12 protein-coding genes are annotated in these 16,285 nt (G+C 68.3%); 5 read left to right on the plus strand and 7 right to left on the minus strand.

The window, feature by feature from the left end; all coding sequences use genetic code 11:
• Window positions 1-213: 213 nt before the first annotated feature.
• The 5 genes from JZZ72_RS23210 to JZZ72_RS23230 all read left to right on the plus strand — a co-directional run bounded on the left by JZZ72_RS23210 (window position 214) and on the right by JZZ72_RS23230 (window position 7,877).
• Window positions 214-1,989, plus strand: coding sequence for a DUF262 domain-containing protein (locus JZZ72_RS23210; protein WP_210015221.1), 1,776 nt, complete (start codon window positions 214-216; stop codon window positions 1,987-1,989).
• Entirely contained in the window at window positions 1,986-4,349 is a 2,364-nt protein-coding gene (locus JZZ72_RS23215) for a DUF262 domain-containing protein (protein ID WP_210015222.1), read from the plus strand. Before JZZ72_RS23210 ends, JZZ72_RS23215 begins: the two co-directional genes overlap by 4 nt.
• A gap of 113 nt (window positions 4,350-4,462) precedes the next feature.
• Window positions 4,463-4,921 carry a GNAT family N-acetyltransferase gene (locus JZZ72_RS23220; RefSeq protein ID WP_054915360.1) on the plus strand — a complete coding sequence of 153 codons (459 nt, stop codon included), beginning with the start codon at window positions 4,463-4,465 and terminating at the stop codon, window positions 4,919-4,921.
• An 85-nt stretch (window positions 4,922-5,006) separates the two neighbouring features.
• Window positions 5,007-6,530, plus strand: a complete 1,524-nt coding sequence (gene pdxR / locus JZZ72_RS23225; protein WP_210015223.1) for a MocR-like pyridoxine biosynthesis transcription factor PdxR — start codon at window positions 5,007-5,009, stop codon at window positions 6,528-6,530.
• Window positions 6,531-6,590: 60 nt separating this feature from the next.
• Entirely contained in the window at window positions 6,591-7,877 is a 1,287-nt protein-coding gene (locus JZZ72_RS23230; RefSeq protein WP_104573100.1) for a benzoate/H(+) symporter BenE family transporter, read from the plus strand.
• On the opposite strand, the gene JZZ72_RS23235 is transcribed toward JZZ72_RS23230, so the two are convergent.
• Genes JZZ72_RS23235 through JZZ72_RS23265 form a run of 7 tightly spaced genes read right to left on the minus strand, consistent with a single transcriptional unit; the run spans window position 7,771 to window position 16,064 of the window.
• On the minus strand, window positions 7,771-9,606 hold the full coding sequence (locus JZZ72_RS23235) for a dipeptide ABC transporter ATP-binding protein (protein WP_210015224.1): 1,836 nt from the start codon (window positions 9,604-9,606) through the stop codon (window positions 7,771-7,773). The genes JZZ72_RS23230 and JZZ72_RS23235 overlap by 107 nt on opposite strands.
• Window positions 9,603-10,421: an ABC transporter permease gene (locus JZZ72_RS23240; RefSeq protein WP_210015225.1), complete on the minus strand. Its 819-nt coding sequence runs from the start codon at window positions 10,419-10,421 to the stop codon at window positions 9,603-9,605. The genes JZZ72_RS23235 and JZZ72_RS23240 overlap by 4 nt, the downstream gene beginning before the upstream one ends.
• A 12-nt stretch (window positions 10,422-10,433) precedes the next feature.
• Window positions 10,434-11,495 (minus strand): ABC transporter permease, encoded by a 1,062-nt coding sequence (locus JZZ72_RS23245; RefSeq protein ID WP_054915363.1) that lies wholly within the window; start codon window positions 11,493-11,495, stop codon window positions 10,434-10,436.
• Window positions 11,488-13,062 carry an ABC transporter substrate-binding protein gene (locus tag JZZ72_RS23250; protein ID WP_078480145.1) on the minus strand — a complete coding sequence of 525 codons (1,575 nt, stop codon included), beginning with the start codon at window positions 13,060-13,062 and terminating at the stop codon, window positions 11,488-11,490. Before JZZ72_RS23250 ends, JZZ72_RS23245 begins: the two co-directional genes overlap by 8 nt.
• 10 nt (window positions 13,063-13,072) lie before the next feature.
• Window positions 13,073-14,248 (minus strand): LLM class flavin-dependent oxidoreductase, encoded by a 1,176-nt coding sequence (locus JZZ72_RS23255; protein WP_210015226.1) that lies wholly within the window; start codon window positions 14,246-14,248, stop codon window positions 13,073-13,075.
• Between the two features lie 10 nt (window positions 14,249-14,258).
• Entirely contained in the window at window positions 14,259-14,993 is a 735-nt protein-coding gene (locus JZZ72_RS23260) for a class II aldolase/adducin family protein (RefSeq protein ID WP_043860481.1), read from the minus strand.
• Window positions 14,994-15,008: 15 nt separating this feature from the next.
• Window positions 15,009-16,064, minus strand: a complete 1,056-nt coding sequence (locus JZZ72_RS23265; RefSeq protein ID WP_104573094.1) for an ABC transporter substrate-binding protein — start codon at window positions 16,062-16,064, stop codon at window positions 15,009-15,011.
• Window positions 16,065-16,285 lie beyond the last annotated feature (221 nt).

A 16,285-nucleotide genomic window follows, 5' to 3' on the forward strand; every position in this document is an offset into this window, starting at 1 on the left:
CGTTCGCCGGCAACGCCGGCTCCTACGCCCTTCGGGCAGACTCCGCTTCTGGCCGCCAGGCCGTGGGAGCGGGCTTGACCCGCGATCTGGCGCGCAGCGCCAGCAAAACCTGCCCACGCGGTTTTTCTGCCCACTCCGTTGCCAACCTCGCCCCACCAAGGCACTCTGCCATCGCTCGGCTGTTGCGCACCCTCGGCAATAAGGACCATTGCAATGACCTCACCCGATTTTCGGCCCAAGCCCGTCCACCAGCTGATCAGGGAGGACAGGCAAAGCCCGGTCAATCGCTTCTGGATCCCCGCCTACCAGCGCGGCTACCGCTGGAAACCCGAGCAGGTACAACAACTGCTGGAAGACATCCTCGAGTTCGCCTACCGCAAGAACCCGCAGAACGACGACTTCTACTGCCTGCAGCCGCTGGTGCTAAAGGCCCGCGACAATGGCCAGTATGAAGTGGTCGACGGCCAGCAGCGCCTCACCACGCTGCTGCTGATTCTGCGTTTCTTCAACCAGCGGCTCACCGAAAAACACCGCGCACCGGTGTTCGAACTCAGCTACGAAACCCGCCCGCACCTGCCGGATTTTCTGCTCGAGCCCTCGGCCGAACAGGCCCGCGGCAATGTCGATTTCTTCCACCTGTACCAGGCCATGCACAGCATCGAGCACTGGTTCGATCAGCACGACAACGAAGTCGACGACTTCAAGTCCACCCTGCTCAACCGCACCAAGGTCATCTGGTACGAGCTGGCCGCCAGCGAGAACCCGGTGGACGCCTTCACGCGCCTGAACATCGGCAAGATCCCCCTGACCGACGACGAGCTGATCCGTGCGCTGTTTCTCAAGCGCAACGCCGACGACGCCTCGGGCGAAACGCCCCAGCAACTGCGCATCGCCCACGAATGGGATCAACTCGAAAAGGCCCTGCAGAACGACGCGCTCTGGTACTTCCTGAACGAGCAGCCAAGCACCGGGCAGAACCGCATCGGCTTCCTGTTCCAGCTGGTAGCCCGGCTGGAAGGCGCAAGCGCGCCAGCCCGACAGCGCTACTCCGTGTTCCATCACTACAGTCGCCGGCTGGCTGCCCCCGACGCCTCGGCGCAACCGCTATGGCAGCAGGTCAAGAACACCTGCATGCTGCTGGAGGAATGGTTCGAGGACCGCCGGCTCTACCACATCATCGGTTTTCTGGTGCAGCAGGGTGTCGCCGTGGCCGAGCTGTTCGCCCTGTCGCAAGGCCTGCCCAAGAGCCAGTTCGAACAGCGCCTGCGCCAGCGCGTGTTCATGCAACTGACCGGCTCGCCCCTGCCCCAGCCGGCTACCCGCGACGCCATTACCGATGCGCTCTCGCCATTCCTCGCCGGCCTGGACTACTCACAGCGGGACAGATCGGCCATTCGCGCGACCCTGCTGTTGTTCAACCTCGCCAGCCTGCTGCAGAACCCGCAATCGAACGTGCGCTTCCAGTTCGACAGCTTCAAGAAGGAGCGCTGGGACATCGAACATGTGCGCTCGGTCACCGCCCACCGCTTCAACGGCGCCGAGGAAAAACAGCAATGGCTGCAGCGCTGCCTGCCGCACCTGCCGGACAAGACCGAAACCCGGCCTCTGCGCGAGGCCCTGGAGGCATTCATTGGCGACCCCAAGGGTGCAGACGATGAGGCTTTCAACGCGCTCCACCAGGCAGTGCTGGAGGCGTTCGGCGAAAACCAGGAGGTCGACGACAGCATCGGCAACCTCACGCTGCTCGACCAGAAGACCAACCGCAGCTACAAGAACGCGATCTTCGCGGTCAAGCGCGAGCGCCTGCTGGCCCTGGACCAGGGCGGCGTGTTCGTGCCGCTGTGCACGCGCAACCTGTTCCTCAAATGCTACAGCCCTGACGTCAAGCACCTGCTGTTCTGGAGCGAACAGGACCGCAAGGGCTACGCGCTTGCGCTCTTGCACACCCTGATAGCCTTCTTCGCCGACCCGCAGGAGCAGCACGCATGAGCGCCAACAGCCAGATCATCTTCGGCCAGCTGTTCGAGCGCTACGCCGGCACCCGCATCCCGCTGATCCAGCGCGACTACGCCCAGGGCAGGGCCGATACCGAAGAGGTGCGCAGCGAGTTCCTCGGTGCCCTGGCCCGCGCCCTGGCACTGCCGCCCGACGACCCGAGCCTGCCGCTGAACCTGGACTTCGTCTACGGCACGCTGAACCCCCAGCGCCAGTTCGTCCCGCTCGACGGCCAGCAGCGCCTGACCACGCTGTTTCTGCTGCACTGGTACCTGGCGCAACGCGACGGTGAGCTGGCAGCCTTCGCCCAGCTGTTCTGCAACGCCAACGGCAGCGCCCGATTCGCCTACAGCGTCAGGCCCAGCAGCAGCGAGTTCTTCGACGCCCTCAGCCAGCATGCGCCCTCGCCCGCGCTGGGTGCCGACGACTCGCTGATCGAGCACCTCACCGACCAGCCCTGGTACTTTCGCCACTGGCGCCTGGACCCCACCATCCAGTCATGCCTGACCATGCTGCAGGCCATGCACGAGCGCTTTCACAACGCCGCCACCGCCCGTTTTGCCCGCCTGATCGATGTACAGCGGCCGGTGATCAGCTTCCAGATCCTCGACCTGGACGACTTCGGCCTGGCCGACGACCTGTACATCAAGATGAACGCCCGCGGCATGCCGCTGACCGCCTTCGAGACGTTCAAGGCGCGCTATGAACGGCACCTGCACACCCAGTTCGACGGTCACACCCGGCAGATGCACGGCAAGCCGGTCAGCACCGCGACCTTCTTCGCCTGGCGCATGGACACGCGCTGGGCGGATTTTTTCTGGAACTTCAGCAACGCCCGCAATGACGCCACGGCCCCCGCGACCATGCGCCTGTTCGACCAGGCGGTGATGAACCTGTTGCAGATGGTCGCCGCGGCCACCCGCGCCGTCGATGCGCCGAGCTACGAAGCCGACCTGCTCAAGCTGCGCAACCGCCAGCAGCGCCTGAGCTACCAGGTGTACGAGGACAACGGCTGGCTCGATGATGCGTTTTCCGAAACCCTGATGCTGCTGCTCGAAGCCTGGAGCGAGGGGCCCGACAGTTTCGCCACCCAGTTGCCCACGGCGCACTACTTCGACGAGGTCGCCTTCTTCAACCACGCCATCAGCGACCAGCCACTGAACTACACCCGCCTGGTGCAGTTCTGCGGCTATGCGATGTTCCTGCGCCGCCATGGCAGCAGCCAACCGCAGGCATTTGGCGAGTGGATGCGGCTGGTGGTCAACCTGTCGGTCAATGCCAGCTACGACGGGCCGGACGATGTAAAGCGCAGCGTCAGCGGGCTCGGCGAAATGCTGGAGCAGGCGCTGGACATCCTCGCGCACTTTGCCAGCGTCGACAGGCCCGTCAGCGGCTTTCGCGGTACCCAGGTGCGCGAGGAAATCACCAAGGCGAAACTGATCGTCGCCGACAGCCAATGGCGGCCGCTGCTCGAACACGCCGAGCAGCACGGCTACTTTCAGGGCCAGATCGATTTTCTGCTCGACCACAGCAGCGCCGCCTGGGCGCTGCAAAGCCACGCGCATGCCACCTGGCAGGAACACTTTGCCAGCAGCCTTGCGCTGGCCGAGCAGATGTTCGACGACCACGGCCTACGCGCAATCGACGACTTCCTCTGGGAGCGCGCGCTGTTGAGCGAGGGTGATTACCTGCTCAAACGCGGCTACAACCATTCGTTCCTTGGCGACGGTCTCACGGGCCCTGGCACCTGGAAACGCCTGCTGGCCAATGAAGACGGCATGCGCGTGACGCTGTTCTGCCTCTGGAACCGACTGGACGAAACCCGCCCGCTGCCGGCCCAGTTGCAACGCATCATCGACCAGGCCCGGGTGCGGGAGCCGTGGCGCCAGGTGCTGATCCAGACCCCCTCGGCCCTCGGGTACTGCGCGTTGCGCCAACTGCGCTTCGAACGCGACCAGGTGTACCTGCTGGCCAGGGAACGCATGAGTGGCAGCCATGCCGAGCTGTTCAGCTTCGCCCTGCATCAACGGCTGCAAACCCCGCAGCGGCTGGCGCAACTGGCACCGCTGTCGGTCGAAGGCTACGTGCCGGTTTCCGGCAGTGCCGACGAACCCTACTTCTACCTGCTGCACAGGCACAGCCCGCAGGTGCACACCCATCTCTATGTCACCTCCACGTCGCATGGCTTCCTGCTGCAGATCGATGTCGATGAACTGCTCGGGCGCGACGCCCTGGCCCATGCCCTGCAGCAGGACTTCGACTTTGTCGTCGAGGCCGGCTACCTGCAGAGCCACTGCCCCCGCGACACGGTCGAACAGCGGCTGGTCGCGCTGGCCGGCCTGTTGGCGGCCTGAGGCACGCGGACTGCCCGCCGCCCTCCAAGTGGTCGGTTGATGCCCGCGCCCTGCCCCTATGCTTGGGCAGGTCGCGAGGCATGCAGCCTTGCCATCAACGAGGACCATCAGCGATGACCAGCAGTACCGCATCACTCGCCATCCGCCCCATCCAGCCCACCGACTTCGAGGCCTGGCTGCCGCTCTGGCTGGCCTATCAGGACTTCTACCAGGTCGACCTGGGCGAAGCCGTCAACGCCACCACCTTCAAGCGCTTTCTGGACCCCGACGAGCCCGTGTTCGCCGCAGTGGCCGAGTACGACGGCGAGCTGGTCGGCATGGTCACCTGGGTCATCCACCGCTCTACCTGGTCGACCACCCACTACTGCTACCTCGAAGACCTCTACGTCGCCCCGCAGATGCGCGGCCAGGGTACCGGCGAGCACCTGATCGCCTGGGTCAAGGCCGCCGCCGACCAGCAGCAGTGCACACGCCTGTACTGGCACACCCACCAGACCAACCATCGCGCCCAGCAGCTGTACAACCGTGTAGCCGTCAACCCCGGCACGATCCTCTACCAGATCGCGCTGTAACCTTCCCCCGTTCAAGGGCAGGCATGGACAGCCGGGCCCTGGCAGGTCAGCATGCCGGCCTGCCCTTCTTCACTGCACAGACGTCATGGCCCACAGTTTTCAACTCGACACCCTGAAGATCCGCCTGGCCGCCGCCGAGCTGGCCCCGCTGGAGCTGCGCGTGCGGGTACAGCGCGCCCTGCGCGAACTCATTCTTGCCGGCGAACTGCCACCGGGTTGCCGCCTGCCCGCCACCCGCACCCTGGCCAGTTCCCTGGGACTGTCTCGCGACACCGTGGAGATGGCCTATGTGCAACTGCAGCTGGAGGGCTGCATCTGCCGCCGCCCAGGCTCGGGCAGCTATGTGGCCGAGCACCTGGGGCCGCGTCTGCTGGGTGCACGCCCCCCGCGCACCGGCGCGCCGCAGCACGCGCCTGCCACCGTCGGCCTCAGCGCCCGTGGCGCGGCGATCCTGGCCAGCGGCGGGGTCAGCGACCAGCAGCAGGTCAAGGCCTTCGCCACCGGCCTGCCCGAGACGCGCAACTTCCCCCTCGACACCTGGGACCGCCTGCAACGCCAGGCCCAGAAGGACTACCGCGCCCAGGTGCTGCTGCATGGCGACCCGCTGGGTGCCGCGCCGCTGCGCCAGGCCATCGCCCGCTACCTGAACCTGGAACGCGGCGCCAGGGTGCACGCCGACCAGGTGCTGGTGCTGAGCAGCGCGCGCCAGGCGCTGTACCTGTGCGCGCAGGTGCTGGCCGACCCCGGCGGGCCGATCCTGCTCGAAGACCCGGGTTACTTTGGCGCGCGCAAGGCCTTCGAGATGGCACAGCTGCAGGTGGTGCCCGTGGCCGTGGATGAGCACGGCCTGCGCACCGACCTGCTGCGTGCCGACCGCAGCGGCGCCAACACCGTCTACGTCACCCCGTCGCACCAGTACCCCACCGGCGTCACCCTGGCCCTGGAGCGGCGCCTGGACCTGATTGCCTGGGCCGCCGAGCGCAACGGCTGGATCATCGAGGACGACTACGACAGCCAGTTCCACTACGACGGCCTGCCCACCGCCTGCGTGCAGGGCCTGGACAGCGCGCAGCGCACGATCTACCTGGGCACCTTCGCCAAGTCGCTGTACCCCGGCCTGCGCATGGGTTTCATGGTGCTGCCGCCGGCCCTGGTCGCGCCCATGAGCCACGCGCGCAGCATGCTCGACGGGCACACCCCGCAACTGGCCCAGTTGACCCTGGCGCGGTTTATCGAAGACGGCCATTTCGCCGCGCACATTCGCGCCATGCGCACGCTGTATGCCGTGCGCCGCGAGGCCATGGCCGAGGCACTGCACCAGCACCTGGGCGGCATCGCCAGCGCGCAGCTGCCACCGGGCGGCCTGCAGATGCTGTGCCGCCTGGAGCATGGCTGGAGCGAGGCCGAGACGATCCGCCAGGCCGCGCGGGCGGGCATCCACCTGCCCGGCCTCAGCCGCCTGTACGCCACGCCGCCGGCACAGGGCGGCTGGCTGCTGGGCTTCGCAGCGCTCACCCCGCACCAGATCGGCAGTGCCGTGGCACGCCTGGCCAAGGCCCTGCGCCCCGGCGTGCGCAGCGGTCTGGCGCAGGCCAGCGAGGTGGACTGATCGGGCCACCCCTGGCGCGGATACGCTCGGCACCCCAGCCCATCCCGCAAGGACCTGCCCATGAACCGAACCGCTTCGCGCCTGCACCCGCGTGACCTCGTCTCACCCACCCTGGCCGCCCTGATCAGCGTCATGGTCAACTATGGCGGCACCTTCGTGCTGGTGTTCCAGGCCGCGCAACTGGGCAACCTGACCGCCGCGCAAACCGCCTCGTGGGTGTGGTCGGTGAGCATCGGCGTGGGCCTGACCGGGGCCTGGCTGAGCTGGCGCTACCGCGCGCCGATCATCACCGCCTGGTCCACCCCGGGCGTGGCGTTCCTGGCCACGGTCATGCCGTTCACACCCTATGGCGAGGTGATCGGCGCCTACGTGCTGTGCGCCATCGGCTTCATCCTGCTGGGGCTGTCGGGGGTGTTCGAGCGGCTGGTGCGCTGGATACCGGCCGGCATCGCCGCCGGGCTGCTGGCAGGCATCCTGCTGCAGTTCGGGGTCAACGCCTTCGGCGGGGCCAGCGCCGACCCACTGCTGGTGATCGTGCTGGTGCTCACTTACGCCGTGCTGCGCCGCTTCACCTCGCGCTTTGCCGTGGTCGGGGTGCTGGTGGCGGGCCTGGCCATGCTGCTGGCCCAGCAGCGCCTGGACCTGCACGGCGTGCACCTGAGCATGGCGCTGCCGGTGTTCGAAACCCCGCAGTTCAGCCTTGGCGCGCTGTTCGGCGTGGCGCTGCCGCTGTTCGTCATCACCCTCACCGGGCAGTACATGCCCGGCATGCTGGTGCTGCGCAACGACGGCTACACCACCAGCGCCAACCCGATCATCACGGTCACCGGGCTGGGGTCGCTGCTGATGGCGCCGTTTGGCGCCCATGCGTTCAACGTGGCCGCCATCACTGCGGCCATCTGCACCGGCAAGGACGCGCACCCCGACCCGGCCAGGCGCTACCTCGCCGGCATCGCCTGCGGGGTGTTCTACGTCACCGTGGGGGTTTTCGGCGTGACCCTGGCCAGCCTGTTCATGGTGCTGCCGCGCACCTTCGTCACCACCCTCGCCGGGCTGGCCCTGCTGGGCGCCATCGGTGGCAGCCTGGCCAGCGCGATGGGCGATGCGCGTACCCGCGAGACCGCGCTGATCACCTTTCTGGCCACCGCCGCCAATGTCACCCTGCTGGGTATCGGCGGCGCGTTCTGGGGGTTGCTGACCGGCCTGCTGGTGCATGCGCTGATGCACGCCGGCCGCCCGCTCAGCCCAGCCGTGGCGAGTGCGCCAGCAAGCCCTGGGTGTACGCCGCCTGGGGGTGGTCCAGCACATCCTGCGCCGGCCCCTGCTCGACAATCCGCCCTTCCCTGACCACCACCACGCGGTCGGCGATGGCGCGCACCACGCCCAGGTCGTGGGTGACGAACAGCAGGGTCATGCCCTCGCCCTGCAACTGCTTGAGCAGCGCCAGGATCGCCGCCTGCACCGACACGTCCAGGGCCGAGGTCACCTCGTCGCAGATCAGCACCGAAGGCTCGCACACCAGCGCGCGGGCAATCGCCACGCGCTGGCGCTCGCCACCCGACAGATGATGCGGGTACTTGTGCGCCGCATCCGGGGGCAGCGCGACCCGTGCCAGCGCCGCGTCGATACGCGCCCGGCAGGCCGCGCCCTTGAGGCCGAAGAAGTGCTCCAGCGGCGCTTGCAGGCACTGCGCCACGGTCTGGCGCGGGTTCAGGGCGCGGTACGGGTTCTGGAAGATGTACTGGATACGGTGGCGCGTGGCCGCGGGCCGCTGGCGCGCCAGCAGGCTCAGCGGCTGCCCGTCGAAGGTCAGCTCGGCCTGGGCGGTATCGCCCAGCCCCGCCAGGGTGCGCGCCAGGCTGGTCTTGCCCGAGCCCGACTCGCCCACCACCGCCAGGCATTCGCCCTTGTACAGGTCCAGCGACAGGTCGAACAGCACCTGGCGGTCGTAGCTCAGGTTGAGGTCGCGCAGGCTCAGCAGCGGCGTGTCAGCGCAGCTGAGCATCGTTGCCGGCACCACCGTCGGCGCAGCCACAGCAGTCAGTTGCGGGTGCAGGCAGGCGACCTGCTGCGCGCTGTCCAGCGCATTCAGCGACGGCTCCAGCGAGGTGCAGGCAGCGCTGCGGCGCGCGCACCGCGGGGCGAAGGCGCAGCCTTGCGGGCGCTGACCGGGCGCCGGGGCATGGCCGGCAATCGCCTGCAATGGGCGCTGGCGGGCCACGTCCGGAATCGCCGCCAGCAGGCCCAGGGTGTACGGGTGCGCGGGCCGCGCGAACAGGCGTTCGCGCTGCGCCACCTCGACGATGCGCCCGGCGTACATCACCATCACGCGGTCGACCAGGTCCTTGATCACGGCCAGGTCGTGGGACACGTACACCGCCGCCACCCCCTGCTCCTTGCACAGCCTGCGCAGGGTTTGCAGGATGTGCGCCTGGGTGCCGACGTCGAGGGCGGTGGTGGGTTCGTCGAGCACGATCAGGCGCGGGCGCAGCACGAAGGCCAGGGCCAGCATCACCCGTTGCTGCTGGCCGCCGGACAGTTGATGGGGGAAGCGCCTGAGAAACTCGCGATCGCCGGGCAGGCCGACGTCCACCAGGGTCTGCTGCAGGCGGTCGGCCTGGGCCGCGCGGGCAAGCAGGGGCTCGTGGGCCAGCAGGGTTTCGCGCAGCAGGTTGCCGATGCGCAGCGCCGGGTTGAGGGCCATGGCCGGGTCTTGCGCAACATAGCCGATCAGCCCGCCGCGGGCACGGCGCAGGGCATCGCCCTTGAGTTCGAGCAGCGAGGCGCCGGCAATGTCGATGCGCCCGCCGGCAATCTGCGCACCGCGCCGGGCATGGGCCAGCAGCGCGGTGGCCAGGGTGGTCTTGCCCGAGCCGGACTCGCCGACAAGGCCGAGGATTTCACCGGGGGCCAGGCTGAAGTGGATGTGGTCGATGATATCGGCGCCGCTGGCGAGTTCGACCCGCAGGTTCTCGACCCGCAACGCTTCGCCGGCAACGCCGGCTCCTACAGACGGTGCAAAACCTGTAGGCGCCGGCGTTGCCGGCGAAGAGGCCATCAAGGCATGCGCATTCATTTGCGTTCTCCCGCACTGTGCCGGGCAATGCCCTCGGCCAGAATGTTGGTGCCGTAGGCGAACACCCCGATCAGCAGCGCCGGTGCCAGCACCGCCCACGGCTGCACCAGCAGCCCGGCCTGGTTCTCGTTGATCATCAGCCCCCAGTCCGCCGCCGGCGGCGCCACGCCGTAACCCAGAAAGCTCAGGCCCGACAACATGCCCACGCCCCAGGTCAGCATGTTGCCAAAGTGCACCAGCAGCGGCGTGAGCACGTTGGGCAGGATCTCGCGCAGCAGAATCCGCGTGCGCGAAAAGCCCATCATCTGCGCCGCCTCCACGAACTCCTGGCTGGCCACCGCCACCGCACTGCCGCGCGCCAGGCGGATCACGCCGGGGGTAAAGGCAATTGCCACGGTCATCACGATCAGCCACGGCGCGCGCCCCAGCATCGACACGATCAGCAGCACCAGGATCAGGTCCGGAAACGCCAGCCACACATCCGCCAGCCAGGTGATGGCCTGGTCCAGGCGCTGGCGCGACAGCCCGGCCAGCAGCCCCAGCGCCGTGCCCAGCACCAGCGCAATGGCAGCGGCCGCCAGCGACATCCACAGGATCGACACACCGCCACTGAGCAGCCGCGACACCACGTCGTGGCCCAGAAAATCATGCCCCAACGGCGCCTCGCCGCTGGGCGGCCCGTACACCCCGCCAACCATGTCGGTGGCCGCATGCGGCGCCAGCCACGGGCCCAGCAGCGCCAGCAGCACGATGGCCAGGGTCACCAGCCCACCCCGACGAATTTGCGGCTCACGCCAGACACTTGCACTGAACATGCTCTCTTCCTCTCAAGGGGCCTTGGCTGCCGGGCGGCGCCACCAGCTCTGGATGCCGCGACGGTTGCGCTGGATCAGCGTGACCCGCCGCGCGGTGCGCAGCCTGGGGGTCAGCAGCACGGTGAGCAGGTCGGCCAGCAGGTTGATCGCCACCACGCCCAGGGTGATCACCAGCACCACGCCCTGGATCAGCGGCAGGTCGCGCATCTGGATCGCGGTGTTGAGCTGGGTGCCGATGCCGGGGTAGCTGAAGATCACCTCGGCCAGCAGCGCGCCGCCGATCAGGGTGCGCAAGGTCAGGGCCACGCCCTGCACCGCCGGCACCAGCGCGTTGGGCAAGGTGTGGCGCCACACGATGCGCCATTCGGGCACCCCGCGCAGGCGCGCCGCACTCACGTAGTCGGATTCCAGCGCCTCGATCATCGAGGCGCGTACCAGCCGCGCCAGGTACGGCAGCGACGACAGGCTCAGGGCCAGGATCGGCAGCAGCAGAAACTCCAGCTGCTGCCACAGGTGCTTGTCCGGGTCGAGGATCGACACCGCCGGCAGCAGGCTGAACTGCGGCATGGAAAACAGCAGCACCAGCCCGATGGCCAGCAGAAAACCCGGGGTGGCCTTGAGAAAGATCAGCGCCGACAGCGCCCAGCGGTCCAGGCGGCTGTCACGCCGCAGCGCCAGGCTCACGCCGATGCTCAACGCCAGCGGCACCACCACCAGCAGCACGCCGCCCAGCAGCGCCAGGGTATTGCCAAAGCGCGCGAGAATGATGCCGGCCACCGGTTGGTTCGAATCCAGCGAGATGCCCAGGTCGCCGTGCAGCACCTGCCCCAGCCAGCTCAGGTACTGCAGCAGGATCGGCCGGTTCAGGCCCAGTTGCTCGCGCAGGGTCTGGATGCTCTCCAGCGGCGCGTCGGGGCCCAGGATCACCCGCGCCGGGTCCGAGGGCAGCGCCTGGGTGGCGATGAACACCACCAGGCTGATGACCCAGGCGGTGAGCAGGCCGTAGCCCAGGCGCCCGATGAACCAGGGCAGCCAGGCCGGCAGTCGATGAGAGGTTGCGCACGGTTCAGGCATGGTTCAACCACAGGCTGTCAAAGCGCCAGGAGGCGAAGGTGGTCTGTTCGCCGTGCAGGCCGCCGACCTTGTTCGAGGCGGCGTCCAGCACGTCGGTGAAGCCCCAGATCAGCAGGCCGCCGCGCTGGTGCTGAATGGCCTGCGCCTCGTGCACCAGCTGCTTGCGCTGCGCCAGATCCGGCTGGCCGAGGGCCTGGGTGAACAGCGCACTGAAGCGCTCGTCACGGAAGTTGCTGCGGTTGTAGATCGCCAGCGGTGCATCGTTGTGCAGGCCGGTGGCCAGAAAGCCGCGGGCCGGTGTCGAGCCGGGCGACATCAGCCACTGCTCCTTCTGCGGGCCGTTGAATACCGAGGCGTCCACCGGCGTGACCTTGACCTGGACACCGGCCTTCTTCGCCTGCTGGGCGAACACCAGGGCAGCGTTGATTTCGTTGGCGGTGGTGGTCAGCTCTATGCGCAGGTCGGTCTGCCCGGCCTGGCGCAGCAGCGAACGGGCCTGGTCCAGATCGAAGGGGCGCTGGGCGATGGCATGGTTGTAGGTGGGGTCGGTTGGCGAATACAGGTCGTTGGCGATGCGCCCGAAACCGTTGAGGCCACGCCCCACCAGCTCCTGGCGGTCGGCCAGCAGGCGGAAGGCCTGGCGCACCCGCTCGTCCTGGAACGGCGCCTTGGCGGTGTTGAGGTTGAAGCCACTGAACGAGGTGGTGGGCGACACCACCAGTTGCAGGCGCGGGTCGGCCTTGAGCAAGGCACTGTGCTCGGCCTGCACGCCGCTGGCGATGTCGATCTGCCCGGCACGCAGGGCGGCCACGCGCGATACCTGGTCCTTGAATTCGATGATCTCCAGCTCGTCGGCGTACGGCTGGTTGGGCTTGTAGTAGTTTTCGAAACGGCTGAACAGCGCACGCTGGCCCGGCACGAAACGTTTGAGCCGGTACGGGCCAGCGCCCACCGGGTTGCTGACCGGGTCGTAGTCGGTGGGCACGATGCCGCCGAAGGCAATCAGGGTCTCGTCCAGCGGGAAGAAGCTGCGGCCCTGCTTGAAGCGGATCTCGATGGTGCGCTCGTCGAGCTTGCGCAGCGCCTGGCGGTCGATGGCGCCCACCAGCCCGGCAAATGGCGAGGCAAGTTTCGGGTCGGTCAGGCGCAGGATCGAGAACAGCATGTCGTCGGCGCCGATGCTCTTGCCGTGGTGGAACTCCAGCCCCGGCTTGATGCGAATGGTCCAGGCGCTGGCATCGGCATTGGGCTCGGCAAATTCGGCCAGGCCCAGGCGCGTGCTGACATCGTCGTTCCATTCCCAGAACTTGCTGTACAGCGCCCAGCCGCGAATGATCCCGCCACCGGAAGGCTTGTGTGCATCCAGGTTGCCGGCCTGGTCGCCGTCGATGATGCCGACGCGCAGGCGCCCGCCGTGCACCGGGGTGCCCGGGCGTGCGCTGGCCGCCGCGCTGCTGGCAGGCCCGCCGGCATCGCAGCCGCCCAGCAGGCTGGAGCCCAGCAGCAGGCCGCCGCCGACGGCCAGGCTGTTGCCGAGGAAGATCCGGCGCGAGAATTCATGAGGCATGGGCAGCTCCTTAGGCCGGCTCGGCAGCGGTGCGCGCACCCAGGCGCGGGATCTCGAACCCGTGGTCCAGTTCCAGCAGCGGGAACAGCAGGTCGGCCACCCGGTGCGCTTCATCGATCAGCGGAAAGCCCGAGAGAATGAACGCCGAGGTGCCCTGCTGCTGGTACTCGCGAATGCGCTCGGCCACCTGCTCGGCACTGCCCACCAGGTAGGTGCCGGACGACGGGCCGAGGATGTCGAAGCCGAACAGGCTGGGGCCGGTCCACACGTTGGGGTAGATCTCAAGCTCGCGCGCAGTGGGCAGGCGCCCGTCGCGGATGCTCTGCACGTTGCGCTGCACCTGCGGGTTGTCGCTGTGGAAGGTGTCCAGGGTCTGGCCCGGCGGCAGGTGGCGCTCGATGGCGGCGCGGGCGGTGGCCAGGGAGGTCTGTTGCAGCAGCTTCTCGGCATGTGCCCAGGCTTGGGCCTCGGTCTCGCGCACGATGACCTGCAGGCGCGTGCCGTAGGTCAGTTCGCGGCCGAACTTCGCCGCCTCGGCGGCCACGCGGCGGAACTTGTCGCCCAGCCGGGGCGGGGTGTCGGCAAAGCTCAGGTACACGTCCAGCAGTTGCACCGAATGCGCCACGCCCACGTCCGAGGTGCCGGCGCCCCACAGGGGTACCGCCAGGCGCTGCGGCGGGTGCCAGCCGCCCAGCGGATGGCGCGCCGCCGCAGCCGGGCGTGGCGCGAGCTTCACGTACTGGCCGTCGAAACCGGCGGTGTCGCCGGCATAGATGCGCTGGAAGGCGCGCCAGTATTCCAGGCTGAACTGGTAGCGCTCATCGTGCGGGTAATGCACACCCAGGGTGGCCAGGCCCGCGTCGCTGCCATTGACCACGTTGAACAGCAGGCGGCCGTTGGAGAACTCGTCGAAGGTCAGCGCCCACTTGGCCAGCACCGCCGGCGACAGCTCGCCCGGGTGCTGCGCCACCAGAAAGCGCAGGCGCTCGGTGGCATCGATCAGTGCCGCCGACACCGCCAGGCTCTCGTTGGGGCTTGAACCCAGCAGGGCGCCGTAGAACCCCAGGCGGTCACTGGCCACCGCCAGTTGCCTGAGGTGGGCGAAATCGGTTTTCCAGCGCCCCTGGGGCTCCCACGGGTAGGGGCCGTCGGGGCTGGTGAGGTACCACAGGATCTTGATGGCCATGGCAGGTTCCTCAGGCGCGTGGGCGGTCGATGGCCGGGACCAGGCCCAGCGCGTGGGCGCGGTCGATCAGCTTGCTCATGTTCCATTGCTGGGTGAGCACGCCGGGGCCGTAGGGGCGCGAGCCGCCGATGGACTCGGCCAGCAGTTGCAGTTGCGCGCCCTCCTCCAGCAGCAGGATGAATTCGGCGGTGGCGCGCAGGCCCTGGCGCCCCCACACGGTCGCACCGCCGTTGGCTTCGAGAATCGCCGGGGTGTAGGGGTTCTCGGCCAGGCGCTCGAGAATGAAGTCGACCTCGTCCTGGCGCCGGTCGATGTACACCGGCAGCTCGCGGGCCAGCTGGTAGCGCTGCACCGGCACGTAGTGGAACGGCAGGCTGCGCTGGGTCTGCGCCCAGGCGCCCAGGTACGGGGTGTGCACGTGGGACACCGTGGTGATGCCGGCGTCTTCGCGAAACAGCCGGGTGTAGCGGCCCAGCCCGCCCTTGCCCTGGCCATGCACCAGGTTGCCGGCAAAGTCGCTGACCGTGGCCTGCAGCGGCTTGCGGTAGTCCCACGGGCCTGGGTAGTTGACCGACACCAGCAGCTCGCGGCCCGGTACGCGCTCGATGAAGCCCACGGTGCCGGCGGCGGTGATGGTGTTGGTTTCGCGGAACACGGTGAAGGCCTGTTCGGCCTCGTGCAGCACCTGCTCGATGAAGGCCTTGAGGTCGGCGTCGATCAGGTGCTCGGTGGTCAGTACGGTCATGGCGAACTCCTTGGTTCAGGCGCGGGCGCGCCGGGCCAGCAGTTGATGGGCAGCTTGCAGTGGACGCGGGTCGACCCAGTCGGCCAGGTTGAAATCGGCTTCGAGAAAGCCATGCAGGTTGAGGAAGGTCTTCTGGATGTCCAGGTAGCCCAGGCGCTGGGCCGAGAGGTCCGGGGCCAGGGTGGTGTGGAAGTCGCCACGGTAGGCTTCGTCCACGCCCTGGGCGCCGGCGCGGGTCTCGTCCTGCAGGATGCGCAGCAGCGCCTCGCGGTTGTGGCTGGCCCAGTCGGCGGCGCGCAGGGTCTGCGCCAGGAAGCGCACCACCAGGTCGAAGTGGTTGTCCAGCAGGCTCTGGTGCACGGTGATCGGCCGTGGCGTGCCGTTGTTGATGCGGTAACGCGGGTCGCTGATCTGGTCCAGGTCGATGCCCACCACCAGGCCCAGGCGGCGCGCTGCATCGGCAGCGGCGGCGCCCTTGACGTACACCGCGTCGACCTCGCCACGGGCCAGGTAGTCCAGCCCCGACCACAGGCGCTGCAGGCCCTGCTCGGGGGTGGGGGCGTCGTCCTGGTTGTGCAGCGCCACTTCCACCAGTTCGACATCGTCGAAGCTCAGGCCGGCCAGGCTCAGCGCGCCCTTGTAGCCATGCAGGCTCATGGCACGGGCGATGCTGCCCGGGCGGTTGTCGCCCCAGGCCGGCAGCGCCAGGCGCTTGCCCTTGAGGTCCCGGGCGCTGCGGATGCCGGAGTCGGGGCGTACCAGGACGGTCTGCCATTCCTCGATCCAGGTCAGGCCGATCAGGCGGCTGGGCGAACCGGCGGCGCGGGCGGCCAGGGCCGGCACGTTGCCGCCCTCGCGAAACAGCCCGGGCAACTGGTGATCGTAGTGGTGATGGCCGAGCTGGCGGGCCTCCTGCAGGGTCTCCACCGGCAGGCCGTCGGCGGCGAATTCCTCCCCCAGCCAGCCCAGGGTGTAGGCGATGCCGGAGGCGGTCGGCACCGGGCAGCGGGTGAACCAGATCTGTTCGAGGGCCGGTGCGGCAGGCAACGGCAAGGTAGCGGCGATTGACATGGGCATGTTCCATCAAGCGAAGGTAGCCATGCCATTGCAGCGCCCGTGCCAACTCACCAACTCATTGTTTTTGTTGGCTTTTTAAAGACCTGTTGAACACCGGGTGCTGGCCTGGCAGCAGTGTTGCAGCTGCCCTGCTGCTGCCAGAGCAACAATCGGCGCCCCGCTGCTGCCCCAGCAGCACCCCGCCGCCCGCACCTGGCCGCAGTCCTTGTGGCACA

It is taken from the genome of Pseudomonas palmensis, assembly GCF_017848315.1.
In the GTDB taxonomy this organism is placed as follows: Bacteria; Pseudomonadota; Gammaproteobacteria; order Pseudomonadales; family Pseudomonadaceae; genus Aquipseudomonas; species Aquipseudomonas palmensis.